This is a genomic window from Virgibacillus ndiopensis (assembly GCF_900187325.1).
In the GTDB taxonomy this organism is placed as follows: domain Bacteria; phylum Bacillota; class Bacilli; order Bacillales; family Amphibacillaceae; genus Virgibacillus_E; species Virgibacillus_E ndiopensis.
The window spans coordinates 1,391,154-1,405,678 of record NZ_FZMZ01000006.1; the positions used below are offsets into that span (position 1 = coordinate 1,391,154).

15 protein-coding genes are annotated in these 14,525 nt (G+C 36.5%); 11 read left to right on the forward strand and 4 right to left on the reverse strand.

Annotated elements, in window-relative coordinates; all coding sequences use genetic code 11:
- The first annotated feature begins 4 nt into the window (after positions 1 to 4).
- The 9 genes from CS937_RS19040 (at position 5) to ytkD (ending at position 9,080) form a co-directional block, all read left to right on the forward strand.
- Entirely contained in the window at positions 5 to 1,390 is a 1,386-nt protein-coding gene (locus CS937_RS19040) for an isochorismate synthase (RefSeq protein WP_099160034.1), read from the forward strand.
- A 2-nt stretch (positions 1,391 to 1,392) separates the two neighbouring features.
- Complete coding sequence (menD, locus tag CS937_RS19045; RefSeq protein WP_099160035.1) at positions 1,393 to 3,135, forward strand: 2-succinyl-5-enolpyruvyl-6-hydroxy-3-cyclohexene-1-carboxylic-acid synthase; 1,743 nt, start codon at positions 1,393 to 1,395, stop codon at positions 3,133 to 3,135.
- 4 nt (positions 3,136 to 3,139) lie between these two features.
- A complete protein-coding gene (menH, locus tag CS937_RS19050; protein WP_099160036.1) occupies positions 3,140 to 3,943 on the forward strand; it encodes a 2-succinyl-6-hydroxy-2,4-cyclohexadiene-1-carboxylate synthase in 804 nt (267 codons plus the stop codon).
- 52 nt (positions 3,944 to 3,995) lie between these two features.
- Positions 3,996 to 4,814, forward strand: a complete 819-nt coding sequence (menB, locus tag CS937_RS19055) for a 1,4-dihydroxy-2-naphthoyl-CoA synthase (protein ID WP_099160037.1) — start codon at positions 3,996 to 3,998, stop codon at positions 4,812 to 4,814.
- Positions 4,815 to 4,919: 105 nt separating this feature from the next.
- Complete coding sequence (locus CS937_RS19060; RefSeq protein WP_099160038.1) at positions 4,920 to 6,380, forward strand: o-succinylbenzoate--CoA ligase; 1,461 nt, start codon at positions 4,920 to 4,922, stop codon at positions 6,378 to 6,380.
- Between the two features lie 197 nt (positions 6,381 to 6,577).
- The gene (locus CS937_RS19065) at positions 6,578 to 7,408 is read left to right on the forward strand and encodes an ABC transporter ATP-binding protein (RefSeq protein ID WP_099160039.1); all 831 of its coding nucleotides are present in this window, start codon (positions 6,578 to 6,580) and stop codon (positions 7,406 to 7,408) included.
- 129 nt (positions 7,409 to 7,537) lie between these two features.
- Positions 7,538 to 7,864 (forward strand): hydrolase, encoded by a 327-nt coding sequence (locus CS937_RS19070; protein ID WP_099160040.1) that lies wholly within the window; start codon positions 7,538 to 7,540, stop codon positions 7,862 to 7,864.
- 143 nt (positions 7,865 to 8,007) lie between these two features.
- Positions 8,008 to 8,565 carry a hypothetical protein gene (locus tag CS937_RS19075; protein WP_099160041.1) on the forward strand — a complete coding sequence of 186 codons (558 nt, stop codon included), beginning with the start codon at positions 8,008 to 8,010 and terminating at the stop codon, positions 8,563 to 8,565.
- A 29-nt stretch (positions 8,566 to 8,594) separates the two neighbouring features.
- Positions 8,595 to 9,080: an RNA deprotection pyrophosphohydrolase gene (gene ytkD / locus CS937_RS19080; protein WP_099160042.1), complete on the forward strand. Its 486-nt coding sequence runs from the start codon at positions 8,595 to 8,597 to the stop codon at positions 9,078 to 9,080.
- Between the two features lie 63 nt (positions 9,081 to 9,143).
- Here the strand turns inward: ytkD and CS937_RS19085 are convergent, their stop codons facing one another.
- Genes CS937_RS19085 through CS937_RS19095 form a run of 3 tightly spaced genes read right to left on the reverse strand, consistent with a single transcriptional unit; the run spans position 9,144 to position 11,761 of the window.
- On the reverse strand, positions 9,144 to 9,950 hold the full coding sequence (locus CS937_RS19085; protein WP_099160043.1) for an ABC transporter permease: 807 nt from the start codon (positions 9,948 to 9,950) through the stop codon (positions 9,144 to 9,146).
- Positions 9,934 to 10,749, reverse strand: coding sequence for an ABC transporter ATP-binding protein (locus CS937_RS19090; RefSeq protein WP_099160044.1), 816 nt, complete (start codon positions 10,747 to 10,749; stop codon positions 9,934 to 9,936). The genes CS937_RS19085 and CS937_RS19090 overlap by 17 nt, the downstream gene beginning before the upstream one ends.
- A 13-nt stretch (positions 10,750 to 10,762) precedes the next feature.
- On the reverse strand, positions 10,763 to 11,761 hold the full coding sequence (locus tag CS937_RS19095; protein WP_099160045.1) for an ABC transporter substrate-binding protein: 999 nt from the start codon (positions 11,759 to 11,761) through the stop codon (positions 10,763 to 10,765).
- Between the two features lie 416 nt (positions 11,762 to 12,177).
- Between CS937_RS19095 and CS937_RS19270 the strand changes: the two genes are divergently transcribed.
- Positions 12,178 to 12,363 carry a hypothetical protein gene (locus CS937_RS19270; RefSeq protein WP_141554381.1) on the forward strand — a complete coding sequence of 62 codons (186 nt, stop codon included), beginning with the start codon at positions 12,178 to 12,180 and terminating at the stop codon, positions 12,361 to 12,363.
- A 96-nt stretch (positions 12,364 to 12,459) separates the two neighbouring features.
- Positions 12,460 to 12,606 carry a hypothetical protein gene (locus tag CS937_RS19610; RefSeq protein WP_176555893.1) on the forward strand — a complete coding sequence of 49 codons (147 nt, stop codon included), beginning with the start codon at positions 12,460 to 12,462 and terminating at the stop codon, positions 12,604 to 12,606.
- 165 nt (positions 12,607 to 12,771) lie between these two features.
- Here the strand turns inward: CS937_RS19610 and pckA are convergent, their stop codons facing one another.
- Positions 12,772 to 14,364 carry a phosphoenolpyruvate carboxykinase (ATP) gene (pckA, locus tag CS937_RS19100; RefSeq protein ID WP_099160046.1) on the reverse strand — a complete coding sequence of 531 codons (1,593 nt, stop codon included), beginning with the start codon at positions 14,362 to 14,364 and terminating at the stop codon, positions 12,772 to 12,774.
- Between the last annotated feature and the right edge of the window lie 161 nt (positions 14,365 to 14,525).

A 14,525-nucleotide genomic window follows, 5' to 3' on the forward strand; every position in this document is an offset into this window, starting at 1 on the left:
ATAGATGATTGAGACGAAGCAAGGGCTGTTAGAGTCCTTATTAGAACAGGCTATCACCAATGCAAGAGATACCAATAAAAAACAATTTATTAGTATGACGAAAGAAATAGATAGTGTAGAACCACTTTATTTTTTTGAATCTGCAAAAGATATAAAAATGGACCGTACATTTTGGACGAGCACTTCAGATCAATTTTATTTGGTTGGCGTAGGTTCTGCATTTAAAATTAGGGCAAACACAGACCGCTTTCAAGTAACAGAAGAGCAGTGGAGAAAAATTTTAAGTGAAGCAATTATTCATAATCCATTTAATGCTCCCGGTACAGGGATGGTAGCAATGGGGGGGATGTCGTTCGATCCTAAAAAAGAAAAAACGAATCTGTGGTGCAATTTTGACGATAGTGAATTTATCATTCCGCAGTTTATTTTAACAAAGAATAAATCAAATCAATTTTTAACAATTAACGTACAAGTAACAAAAACTGATCACCCTGTTCAACTTGCTAAAGCATTACAGCAGTCAGTAGAACGTTTGTTAAAAAGCTCTGGAAAATTACCTAATGGCGCTACAATTAAAGCAAGAAAAGAGATAGAGCCAGAACAGTGGAAGAATGTAGTCCAACTTGCAACCGATGAAATCAAGCAAAGTAAGGCGGAAAAAATAGTACTCGCACGTGAAATGCGATTGAAGCTTTCGAAAGAGGCGGAGATTACAGCAATTTTATCAAATTTTATAACATCCCAAACGAACAGCTATATTTTTGCTTTTGAACATGGGGACGATTGTTTTGTTGGAGCTACTCCTGAAAGGCTTGTAAAATTAGAAAATAGACAGCTGCTTTCCACTTGTTTGGCAGGAACAGCACCAAGAGGAAAAACAAGCTCTGAAGATGAGAGAATCAGTAAGGACTTACTTCATGATTCGAAAAATCGTGAAGAACATGATTTTGTAGTTGAAATGATAAAAAAAGCTATTAAAGACTATTGCACTGATATACAAATTCCTAATGAACCAGTTATCTATCCCTTAAAAAATTTACAACATTTATTTACACCTGTTAGAGCAACGCTTCAGAACGGGTATAGTATTTTTGATATTATTAAACAATTACACCCAACACCAGCCTTAGGTGGGGTTCCTAGAGAAACATCTTTAACATTTATTAGAGAGCATGAACAATTGGACAGAGGCTGGTATGGTGCACCAATAGGTTGGTTGGATGGTAATCAAAATGGTGAATTTGCCGTTGCAATTCGTTCGGGACTTATTCAAGGAGATGAAGCATCATTATTTGCTGGATGTGGTGTTGTAAAAGACTCTGATCCTGAGGCAGAATACGAAGAGACTACTATTAAATTCTTACCAATGCTATCTGTTTTAGGGGGTTAATAATGGAACATACAGAAACATTAACAAGATATACAGCAAATTTCGTTGATGAGCTCGTGAAAAGTGGCTTAACAGAAGTAGTTATTTCACCAGGCTCTAGGTCCACACCAATCGCCATGACAATGACGGAACATCCCAAAGTAAAACAATGGGTAATTATTGATGAGCGGTCGGCTGCATTTTTCGCTTTAGGTATGGCGAAGCAAAACAAACGCCCAGTCGCTCTTGTTTGTACTTCAGGAACAGCAGCAGCTAATTATTTTCCTGCAATTGTGGAAGCTCATTATAGTAGGGTTCCGTTAGTGGTTATAACGGCCGATCGTCCTCATGAATTAAGGGATGTTGGCGCTCCACAAGCTATTGAACAAACAAAATTGTATGGGGACTATGTTAAATGGTTTCATGAAATGGCATTACCTGAAGGCGATACAAAAATGCTGTCCTATGTAAGAAGTAAAGCCTCTCGGGCTATTCATGTTGCGAGAGAAGGTAATGCTGGTCCCGTTCATCTCAATTTTCCTGTACGAGAACCACTTATTCCAGACTTTTCATTGAAAAATTTGTGGGGAGAAAATAATGGACAAGCGTTTTATCCAACATTCGATGGGGAATATAAATTACATCCTGATCACCTAAATCAATTAATCGATAAACTTAAAAATAAAGAAAAAGGATTAATTGTATGTGGCCCACAAGTTGATGGAGGTTTTGCAGAATCTGTTGTACATCTAGCATCAACATGGCAGCTACCTATTTTGGCCGATCCATTGTCTCAAGTAAGAGCAGGTAATCATAGCAAAGAAAATGTAATTGAAGGCTATGATGCGTTTTTACGAAATGAATCGATACGAAAGCAATTAAAGCCAGACTTTATCATTCGTTTCGGAGCAATGCCTGTTTCAAAAGCGTATCTTTTTTATGTGAAAGAATATAAGGATATCCCACAATTTATTGTAGAAGAAAATGCTGGTTACCGGGAACCTGCAGGAAATGCTTCTCAATTTATTTATGCAAATGCAAAAATTCTTTGTGAAGATTTAGTTTGTACTGCCAACAATATATCCTTTAATTCTTCGTGGTTAGAAGAATGGAGACGAATGAATCATGTTGCGAAAAAACATCTATTGGCGAAAAGTGAGGAGGATAAGCTTACAGAAGGCGATGCAGTGCGCTCTTTGCTAGAGGTTATGCCAAAGCAAAGTAGTTTATATGTGGGTAACAGCATGGCCGTTAGAGATGTTGATACTTTTTTTATGACAACATCTAAAACTATTTCTTTACTTGCTAACCGTGGTGCAAATGGTATAGATGGAATGGTTTCCAGTGGCGTTGGAGCAGCAGCAACGGGAGAGCATATAACTCTATTATTGGGGGATTTATCTTTTTTCCATGATTTAAATGGTCTTTTAGCAGCTAAACATTATAACTTAAATATTACGATTTTGTTAATCAATAACAATGGTGGAGGGATTTTTTCTTTCCTGCCACAAGTGAATTATAAAGAACACTTTGAAAGCTTGTTTGGTACGCCTTTAGATATTGATTTTCAGAAGGCGGTTGAAATGTATGGCGGCCAGTATAGTTATGTTAAAAATGCAATAGATTTACAACATACGCTTCATACTAATTATGATAAAAAAGGTCTTTCTGTTATCGAGGTGAAAACCGACCGTCAAACAAATATGGAGTGGCATAGAGAAAAGTGGCAAGCTATTGAAAAAGAAATTCTAGCAAACGAGGTTTGATAGTTTGTTTTATAATGTAAATGATGCATCCTATTGGTATAAAATTGATGGTGAAGGGCAAACAATAGTTTTATTACATGGATTTACGGGGAGTTCATCAACTTGGGAGAAATTTGTGGAAAGCTGGCGATCTGATTTTCAACTGGTTACAGTTGATTTACCTGGTCATGGTAAAACAAAAACTGAAACGCCTCGTTCTATGGAAACGTGTTGCAACGATTTAATGAGGTTATTTGAACACTTACAGTTACAAGAAATTCATCTTGTTGGCTATTCTATGGGTGGGAGGACAGCACTTTCATTTGCTATTGCTTTTCCCGAGTATATTAAAACGTTAACTCTTGAGAGTGCTTCTCCCGGATTAGAGCTTCTTGAAGAGCGTGAAAATAGAATTTCACATGATGAAAAACTTGCTTTACGAATTAAAAGTGAAGGTCTTGTAAATTTTGTTGATTTTTGGGAGTCCATACCGCTTTTCGAAACACAAAAAAAGCTATCGGATAAAATAAGAAAAACGATTCGCAAAGAACGTCTAGCGCAAACCGAGGAAGGACTAGCACAGTCGCTTCGGTATATGGGAACAGGTTCACAACCATCTTGTTGGCACAAGTTAGATCAACTTAATAAACCTGTCTTATTAATTGTAGGTATGCTAGATACAAAGTTTGTTCAAATAAATATAAGGATGGATAAATCCCTGCAATCAAGTCGTTTAGTGGTGGTTGAAGATGCTGGTCATGCAATTCATGTGGAACAAGCTGATTTTTTTGGTAAAATGGTAACTGAGTTTATTCATGCAACAATTTAATATAGTTGAGTTGCAAAACTACATAGTAGCATTTTAGAAGGAGGAAATAACAATGACTGTACAATGGGAACTAGTAAGAGAATACAACGAAATTATTTATGAAAAATATAATGGCGTTGCAAAGGTTACGATGAACCGTCCTGAAAAGCATAACGCGTTTACACCTTTAACAGTGAATGAAATGATCGATGCTTTTGCAGATGCGCGTGATGATTCATCAATCGGTGTCATTATTTTAGCGGGTGCTGGAGACAAAGCATTTTGTTCTGGAGGAGACCAAACTGTTCGAGGACACGGAGGATATGTAGGTGATGATCAGGTCCCACGTTTAAATGTTCTTGATTTACAACGTTTAATACGGACAATTCCAAAACCTGTTATCGCAATGGTTTCAGGCTATGCAATTGGAGGGGGACACGTTCTACATGTTATTTGTGACTTAACAATTGCTGCTGACAACGCTGTGTTTGGCCAAACTGGACCTAAAGTAGGAAGCTTTGATGCTGGGTACGGTGCTGGTTATTTAGCTAGTATGGTTGGACAAAAACGTGCCAGAGAGATTTGGTATTTATGCCGTCAGTATAATGCTGAAGAAGCCTACGAAATGGGTATGGTTAATAAAGTAGTGCCTCTTGAAAAGCTGGAGGAAGAAACATTGCAATGGTGTAAGGAAATTCTTGAGAAATCACCAACTGCATTACGTTTCTTGAAAGCCTCATTTAATGCTGCTACAGATGGACTTGCAGGTTTGCAGCAAATGGGTGGAGATGCTACACTTCTTTACTACACAACAGATGAAGCAAAAGAAGGACGAGATGCATTTAAAGAAAAAAGAAAACCAAACTGGGATCAATTCCCACGTTTTCCATGATCAAGATTTGATAGCTGGAAAAACCTTTGCCCGTGTTGGCAAAGGCTTTTTTCATTATACTTATTTTCATCATGATATAACTAAAGAAAGATAGGGGTAATTGAAATGCCTGAAGTAATACCACATTGGTTATCAAAACAAGCTAATTTAGCACCAGATCAACTAGCAATAGAACATGTAAATGGGGAAACTATTACCTTTTCGGAATTAAAAGATAGAAGTCAGCGTTTTGCTAAAAGATTAGCAATGCTTGGTGTGACGAAAGGATCTCATGTAGGGATTTTATCAACAAACAATGCTTCCATGATTGTTGCTATTCATGCCCTAAGCTATATTGGTGCTGTATCTGTAATGTTAAACGTACGATTAACAAAAGAAGAATTAACCTATCAATTAAATGATGCAGATGTCACAGTTGTATTGACATGTGATAGTCTTGAAAAAGAAGTTGTTGGGATGGATTTCTCTGTACCTGTAAAGACATTTTCCGAGATTGGCAAGCTTGAAGAAAGGCAAGTTGAACTACAATCAGAAATTAGATTAGATGACGTATTTACAATAATATACACTTCTGGTACAACTGGGTTTCCAAAGGGAGTTATGCATACATACGGAAACCATTGGTGGAGCGCTATGGGGTCTGCGTTAAATTTAGGTATAGATTCAAAAGACAAATGGCTAGCAACATTACCGATTTTTCATATAGGTGGGTTGTCCATTTTTATTAAAAGTGTCATTTATGGGATGCCTGTCTATTTAGTGGAAAAATTTAATGAACAAGTTGTCCATGATGCGATTATGGAACGGGGAGTAACCATTGTTTCTGTTGTTACGGTAATGCTTAAAAGGTTAGTGGAATTAGTAGGCAGAAATCATTATCCTGATGCGTTTCGTTGTATGCTTCTTGGTGGCGGACCAGCTCCAAAACCATTATTAGAAAAAGCAAAAGCAAATAATATACCTGTCTTTCAATCATATGGTATGACGGAAACATCGTCGCAAATTGTGACATTAAGTCCGACCGATGCGCTAAAAAAATTAGGCTCAGCAGGTAAGCCCTTATTTCCTGCACAATTAAAAATTGAGCGTACTAAAGATGATCCTGTTGGAGAGATTTTCGTTAAAGGCCCAATGGTAGCTAACGGTTATTTTAATAAAGAGGTTGCAACTACAAACGCATTTCAGCATGGGTGGCTTGCAACGGGGGATTTAGGTTATTTAGACGATGATGGATTTTTGTATGTAGTAGATCGAAGAAAGGACCTGATTATATCTGGTGGTGAAAACATCTATCCAACAGAAATTGAGAGCGTTCTTTCTGGTCTTGAACAGCTCAGCGAAGTTGGAGTTGTAGGGAAAGATGATGAAACATGGGGACAAGTTCCTGTTGCATTTGTAGTAGCTAAAGATAACATGATTACCGGCAATGATGTTATTACATATGCCCGTGACTATTTAGCAAAATACAAAATTCCAAAACAAGTATATTTTGTTGACAGGTTACCTAGAAATGCATCTAATAAGCTTGTGCGGAATGAACTAGTAAAGTGGATGAAAAATAATTAATATATGAAAAAGTGCTTTATAATGCACCTTATGACAACATTAAAGTTAATTTTTTTAAATTTCATTGAAAATGATTCTCAAAATCATTGACTAATGATTTAAAACCCAATAAACTATAAGTACAATACTTATTAAAAAACGACCGTACATATTTTTCGGTATAGGTGGTTTTTAATGCGTGTGGGGGAGAGATTCCAATGCAAACGTTAACAGCAAATGATTTAACGCTTGGCTACGGTGAAGACATAATAATCGATGATTTAAATATAACAATTCCTAAAGGTGAAATTACAGTATTTATAGGTGGGAACGGCTGTGGAAAATCAACATTACTTCGTTCGTTGGCACGCTTACTTAAGCCAAAAGGCGGAGATGTTGTTTTAGACGGTGCTGATATTGCAAAAATGGGCACCAAGGAAGTAGCTAAAAAACTTTCCATTTTACCACAAAGTCCTGTCACTCCTGAGGGGCTAACTGTAATGGAACTGGTAAAACAAGGAAGACATCCATATCGCGGTTTTCTAAAATCTTGGTCAAAAGATGATGAAAATGCTGTTAATCATGCGCTTGAAGCTACAAACATGCTTGATTTAAAGGATCGTTCAGTTGATTCATTATCTGGTGGACAACGCCAGCGTGCATGGATTGCGATGACATTGGCGCAGGAAACAGACACAATTCTTCTAGATGAACCAACTACTTATTTAGATATGACGCATCAAATTGATGTGCTTGATCTATTATTTGAACTAAATGAAAAAGATGGGCGTACAGTTGTAATGGTTTTACACGACTTAAACCTTGCATGTCGTTATGCACATCATATTGTTGCAATAAGAGATAAAAAGGTGTTTGCACAAGGAAAACCTGAAGAAATTGTTACATGTAATTTAGTTCATGAGGTTTTCCAAATGAAATGTGACGTTACGTTTGATCCAATGTTTGGAACGCCTATGTGTATTCCACATGGTAAAGGACGTTGTATTTTTGCAAATAGGACCCAACAATCAGCATTACAAACAACTTAAAATTGATTAAACCCATCAACGTCGTTGTGTTGATGGGTTTAGTTTTATCTGATTTTCTTACCTTCTACCTTGACATCTGCATGATTCCTTCTATTTTAGCCACATTAATAAATAGGAGGTGTAGAAGGGATGGATCAGGACAAAAAGAAATATTATATTAATATGGGAAGCCAGGAAATTTCTCAAATAAAATTTAATAATAATGAAGAGTTTATTATTTATGCTACAGACGATGAGGTTAGAATGTTAAGAGGGAAGATGGAAAATATGCATGATGCTGATTTTCGCGCATTTTTCCGATCGCATGTACCAATCATGTCTTACCATAATGACGAATCAAATGATGACTATGATATAGGCATCACCGAAGCCTACCAGATGATTTATGACCTTGGTGACGAGCATACTAAGTCACATATCGATAAAATGGGGGTATTGTCGGATAAGCATTTATAGATGATTACGTGTAGGGAATTTGATGAATTGGTATCAAATTCCTGTTTTTTAATAATATGTCCAAATGAGAGTTTACTTTTTTATCTGAAAAGGAATAGTATTACGAAGTTAAACGTATATATACTTCCTGAGGAGAGATGAAAATGAGGACAAACTATTTATTTAAGCTTAGTACAGTAATCGCGATTATTTTACCTTTATTTTTTTTAATCCAAACAACTGGTTTACAAACAGCATCAGCAATTGATAATAAATATGCAGCAGATCATCAACAAGCTAGGGGAAATGTACCCGATTTGGATAAGAAGCAAACGGAAAGAAAACTTACACACAAAAAAGTCAACGAGATCACAAAAAAGTTCGAGGATTTATTAGTTCAGGAAACAGACGATAATTTTAAAGTAATTAATTATCGTTCTAAAAATGACTTGTTAGATACTTTTGAGGAAATTGCATTAAGAGAAGTGGCTGCTAGATATGTTGACTTTTATTTCTATGAGAAACAGAATGATTTATACATTGTTCCAACAGAATTACCACCTTGGTTAAATGAAGAGAATGATTATGATATGATACAATTAGAAGAAAATAAAGTAAAAGTAGTTCAAAAAAATAAATCTAACTTTCATGGTGATTATACGGTGGCTTTTGAATTTACGTTTGATAACGAATGGAGAATCACAGACATTGTATATTCCTAACTAATCTTAACAATGAGGCAGCTGAAATAATGATAACGTTTAGAGATTATTACAATAACGAAGTAACCCTTTCGTTTGCTGACCATCCTTTTTCAAAACAACCAAAACATGTATGGGTAATAAGTTACTTTCACGATAAATGGGTGTTAACAAAACATAAGGATCGTGGATTGGAATTTCCTGGTGGTAAGGTTGAAAAGAACGAAACTGCGGAAGAAGCGGCAATTCGAGAAGTAAAAGAAGAAACTGGTGGCATCGTCCTGAGTTTAGACTATATCGGACAATATTTTGTTGCGGGAAAAGGAGGCAACATTATTAAAAATGTATATTTTGCAGAAATTAAAGATTTAATTAAACAACAGACCTATTATGAAACAGAGGGGCCAGTACTGCTAGAAACAATTCCAGATGATGTAAAGAAGGATAATTTATATAGTTTTATTATGAAGGATGGAGTTTTAACTAATTGTATGGATCATATTAAAGCGGGTTTCATAACAAAGAATCGCTCTTGATTGGAGGCGATTCTTTGTAATTAAATTAGAAAATCAAATTGTTTACATCTCTTGCTTCTAAATCTAACCTGTATGCTTGATTAACCAGCTTTCAATTTTTTCAACGATTTTGTACATGATACCCGCAACTATAGCTATGACAATTAAACTTGACATTACTAAAGTAAAATCAAACACTTGGAATCCGTAAACAATCAGATATCCTAATCCTTGTTTTGATACGAGAAATTCTCCTACAATCACCCCAACCCACGAAAGTCCAACATTTACTTTTAATGTAGAAATCATTGTAGGAAGTGTTGCTGGAAATATGGCTTCCTTAAAACATTGTATTTGACTTGCTCCGAAACTTTTTAAAACCTTTTCGTAATTAGGATCCACTTCCCTAAATCCTGAATAAACAACTAGGGTCGTGATGACAACGGAGATGATTGCCCCCATTGCTATGATGGATACATAACCAGGACCAAGAGCTACGATAATAATTGGTCCTAATGCAACCTTAGGCATAGCATTCATAATAACTAGATAGGGATCCATAATTTTGGAGAGTCTATCTGAGAACCATAGCAAAGTGGCAATGATAATCCCAAGAATCGTACCTAATATGAATCCAAGTACTGTTTCAAACAAAGTTACTTGTACATGGGGTAGAATGGATCCATCGGAAAATTTACTAATTAGTAAGTCAACAACTTTCGAAGGAGAACTAAATAATAATGGATCAACCCAATATAATCTACTGGCAATCTCCCAGATCGCAAAAAAACTAATTAAGATAATAACTTGCCAAGATATAATTATTTTCTTCTCACGTTTTAATTTATTTTTATAGTTTTCAAACAGATAAAGATCAGATTTGGGATTCATTTTGATTTGACACCACCTTTGTTTGTCCGGAGGTTGATTCATTTTTATTTAATTCATCCCAAATCCTATCAAACAAAATTTGATATTTTGGATGTTTACGGACTAAAAATGGTGTTTCGTTTCTTAGCTCGAGCGGAACTTCAAATATTTTAGCAATAGATCCTGGATTGGAATCCATTACTAGTATTCGGTCACTCATCGAGATAGCCTCACCGATATCGTGAGTGACTAATACAGCAGTTTTATGATACGAACGTAAAAGTTGTGAAACTAAATCCTCTAATTTAAGTTTAGTTTGATAATCAAGGGCAGAAAACGGTTCATCCAAAAGTAATATTTTAGGATCTGTTATAAGAGTCCTTACTAATGCTACACGTTGTCGCATCCCGCCAGATAAAGCGTTTGGGTATGAATTTGCAACATTAGATAAACCAACTTCTTTAAGCATCTTTAATGCTTCATTTTCTACTTCTGAAGTTTTTGAGCGGCCAATTTTAGGACCAATTAAACTATTTTCTTTAATCGTTTTCCAAGGAAACAGATAGTCCTGTTGCAGCATATAACCAATTGCGAGGTCAGAGTCATTGATTAATTTTCCTTCTAACAGAACTTCTCCGGCAGTTTGTTTTATGATTCCTGCAATAATTGATAGAATCGTTGATTTTCCACAGCCACTAGGACCAAGTAAAGCAATAAACTCTCCATCTTTTACCGAAAAAGATATATTATCTAATGCTTTTGTATAATTATTTTTAGAAAAATAGTGATGTGAAACATGATCTAAGGTAAGAAATGACACTGACTTCCCCTCCTTAGTTGTTGATAACTTCCTCTGCAAACTTGGTATTAACAAGCTCTGCATAAGGAACGTCCGCTGGTAATTCTCCAGCTTCTTTCATGATATCTTTCAGATTATTCCATTCTTCTTCATCTAAAATCGGATCTGTTGCAAAAGAACCCTGACTCTTATAACGATCGATAGATGAAGCGAGCATATCCAATTCAGTATCTTCAAAATATGGCTGGATTACTTCAGCAATTTCTTTTGCTGAATGTTCCTGTACCCATTGTTGTGCTGTATAAACTGCCTTGGTAAAACGCTTTATTGCTTCTTCATTTTCATCCAAGAAACTTTGTTTAGCCATATATACAGTGTATGGTACGTGCCCTGATTCCTCGCCGAAGGAAGCGATAATATGGCCTTTTCCTTCTTTTTCAAAAATACTAGCAGTTGGTTCGAATAATTGAACATATTCAGCATCACCGGATACAAAAGCACCAGGAATATTAGCGAAATCAACGTTTTGCAGCAGATTTAGGTCTGCATGGGGATCGATATCATGTTTTTTAAGCACAAATTCTCCAACCATCTGCGGCATGCCGCCTTTACGTTGACCTAGAAATGTACTTCCTTTAAGATCCTCCCATTTAAAATCTGGTTTAGGTTCTTTTGCGACTAAGAATGTACCATCAGTTTGGGTCAACTGTGCAAAGTTGATTGCATAGTCCTTAGAATCCTGCGCATACACATAAATGGATGTTTCTGAACCGACAAGGGCAACATCAGCTCCGTTTGAAAGCAAAGCAGTCATTGTTTTGTCACCGCCCCATGTTGTTTGTAGCTCGACGTCTATTCCTTCATCCTCAAAAAACCCTTTTTCAATTGCGACATATTGTGGGGCATAAAATAATGATCGTGTTACTTCAGCTATTTTAATTGATGTTTTTTCAGTCGTTTTGTTTGAATTACAAGCAGATAGGAAAATTAGCAGTATGCTAGAAAAAAGCAATAAATACTTAAACTTTCTCATGCTGTTCGTTCCTTTCATGTTCAAATAGGTTATTTCAAAATAGTGTATGTTTTTATGGAAAATGTGTGAACGCCTAATTTTTAAGAAAATCTCAAACAATGGGCCGCGTCATTTAGATACCAAAAGTTAAAGGTCGAGCGGAAGGGGATGAAATCGGAGAAAATAACCGATTTCGTCTTGTTTTTTCAATAATGCTTTTGAAGATTGTAGTTTTTATATGAAAACCATAAACTGCGACATAAACACCAAGCCGAGAAGACGAAAAATTTTACTTTCATACTAGACATCCTGGGGAGATGATGCTCAGCAGGAGAGCGTGAATTTCAGCAGGAGAGCAGGAATATCGGCAGGAGAGCAGGAACATCAGCAGGAGAGCAGGAATATCGGCAGAAGAGCATGAACATCGGCAGGAGAGCGTGAACATCGGCAGTAGAGCAGGAATATCGGCAGGAGAGCGTGAACATCGGCAGGAGAGCGTGAACATCAGCAGTAGAGAGCAGGAATATCGGCAGGAGAGCAGGAACATCAGCAGGAGAGCAGGAATATCGGCAGGAGAGCGTGAACATCGGCAGGAGAGCGTGAACATCGGCAGGAGAGCGTGAACATCAGCAGGAGAGCGTGAACATCAGCAGGAGAGCAGGAATATCGGCAGAAGAGCGTGAACATCAGCAGGAGAGCAGGAATATCGGCAGGAGAGCGTGAACATCGGCAGTAGAGCAGGAATATCGGCAGGAGAGCGTGAACATCGGCAGGAGAGCAGGAATATCGGCAGGGGAGCAAGAATAGCAGCTGCTCCGGAAATCGTAGTGTATACTGGCTGTGGGAATAATAGCTACATAAGATAACTTACGTCGTATTTTACTGAAACTACGTAGTAAACAGAAAAAAATATATGAATAGAGCATTCATAAAAAAACCGATCTCCATATTTAGAGATCGGTTGCCAGCATTATATGGCGATACGCTTTTCCTTCATATATAAAAATCCATTTAGGATGAGGAAACACTATTTATTCCGGTTTATAAATCGGTCCTGCTTGAATAATATCATCACTTGCTTGGGTGAATTTTTTAAAGTTATTGTGAAATTTCATAGCAAGTGATTTAGCTGCTTCATCGTAGGCGTTTTTGTCTGCCCAAGTATTTTTCGGTACCAACACTTCATCTGGTACCCCAGGTACATGCATTGGGATTTCAAGCCCAAAGATGTCATCTTTTACAGTTTCAACGGTATTAAGTTCTCCTTCTAATGCAGAGTGAACCATTGCTCTAGTGTATGAGAGTTTCATGCGATTTCCTACACCATAGGATCCACCAGTCCAGCCGGTATTTACTAAGAATACATTTGTGCTGAACTGATCAATTTTTTCACCAAGCATTTTTGCATATGTTGATGGCGCGAGTGGTAAAAATGGTGAACCAAAACATGCTGAGAATGTTGCTTGTGGCTCAGTAACACCGCGCTCTGTACCTGCTAACTTACTTGTATATCCACTTAAAAAGTGGTACATTGCTTGTTCTTTTGTCAATTTGCTGATTGGAGGTAATGTACCAGATGCATCAGCGGTTAAAAAGATAATCGTATTCGGATGACCAGCCACACTAGGTGATACGATGTTATCAATGTTTTCGATTGGATACGCTGCTCGCGTATTTTCTGTTAGTGATGTGTCATCATAATCTGGAAGTCGTGACTTATCATCGATTAATACGTTTTCTAATACGCTACCAAAGCGAATTGCATTAAAAATTTGAGGTTCTTTTTCTTGAGATAGGTTGATACATTTTGCATAACAACCTCCCTCTATATTAAACACACCATTTGGGCTCCAACCATGTTCATCATCCCCGATTAGACGACGATATGGGTCTGCAGATAATGTTGTTTTTCCTGTTCCAGAAAGACCGAAGAATAATGCGACATCACCTTCCTGGCCAACATTTGCTGAACAGTGCATAGAAAGTATTTCTTTTTGTGGAAGTATATAATTCATGACAGAGAAAATAGATTTTTTAATTTCCCCGGCATATTCTGTTCCACCAATCAAAACTATGCGTCTTTTGAATGACACAAGAATGAATGTTTCTGAATTCGTTCCGTCGACTGTAGGATCTGCCTTATATGTTGGAGCAGATACTACTGTAAATTCAGATCTATGTGTTTTTAGTTCTTCTTCTGTTGGTGTAATGAATAATTGACGAGCAAATAAATTATGCCATGCATATTCATTGATTACTTGAATAGGTAAACGATGTTTGTGATCGGCTCCAGCAAATCCTTTAAATGAGTATAATTCTTTTTTGTTTTTTAAATATGCAATAACTTTCTCATAAAGTTGTTCAAACTTATCTTCATCAATTGCTTGATTAACAAGACCCCAGTCAATGAACTTTTCGCAAATGTCATCTTTGACAATAAATTTATCTTTAGGTGAACGACCAGTATATTTTCCTGTAGTTGCTTGAATTGCACCTGTTGCAGTTAGGATACCTTCGTTACTGGATAATATCTTCTCAACTAATCGCGGTACAGATAAATTATTTTGAATGTTTTTGTGTGTGAATAGATCTTGTAATAATAAAGTTTCTTCCACCGATTTCATAATGATACCTTCCTTTTATGATGGATTTTGTTATGTCCAACTTTCTAAATCTGATTATTAGTATAACACATTAATTTTAATAATCCATACTAATAAAGTATTTTATTTAAAAACTAATATTTTGTACCTGTTTACCCTAAATAAGTTGACATAGCACAGCT

Excerpts from the sequence above, each read along its gene's own strand:
- CS937_RS19085 (WP_099160043.1), bottom strand. The coding sequence starts at position 9,950 with ATGAATCCCAAATCTGATCTTTATCTGTTTGAAAACTATAAAAATAAA.
- CS937_RS19065 (WP_099160039.1), top strand. The coding sequence starts at position 6,578 with ATGCAAACGTTAACAGCAAATGATTTAACGCTTGGCTACGGTGAAGAC.
- menB (WP_099160037.1), top strand. The coding sequence starts at position 3,996 with ATGACTGTACAATGGGAACTAGTAAGAGAATACAACGAAATTATTTAT.
- CS937_RS19095 (WP_099160045.1), bottom strand. The coding sequence starts at position 11,761 with ATGAGAAAGTTTAAGTATTTATTGCTTTTTTCTAGCATACTGCTAATT.
- pckA (WP_099160046.1), bottom strand. The coding sequence starts at position 14,364 with ATGAAATCGGTGGAAGAAACTTTATTATTACAAGATCTATTCACACAC.
- CS937_RS19040 (WP_099160034.1), top strand. The coding sequence starts at position 5 with ATGATTGAGACGAAGCAAGGGCTGTTAGAGTCCTTATTAGAACAGGCT.
- CS937_RS19075 (WP_099160041.1), top strand. The coding sequence starts at position 8,008 with ATGAGGACAAACTATTTATTTAAGCTTAGTACAGTAATCGCGATTATT.
- ytkD (WP_099160042.1), top strand. The coding sequence starts at position 8,595 with ATGATAACGTTTAGAGATTATTACAATAACGAAGTAACCCTTTCGTTT.
- CS937_RS19070 (WP_099160040.1), top strand. The coding sequence starts at position 7,538 with ATGGATCAGGACAAAAAGAAATATTATATTAATATGGGAAGCCAGGAA.
- menD (WP_099160035.1), top strand. The coding sequence starts at position 1,393 with ATGGAACATACAGAAACATTAACAAGATATACAGCAAATTTCGTTGAT.
- CS937_RS19060 (WP_099160038.1), top strand. The coding sequence starts at position 4,920 with ATGCCTGAAGTAATACCACATTGGTTATCAAAACAAGCTAATTTAGCA.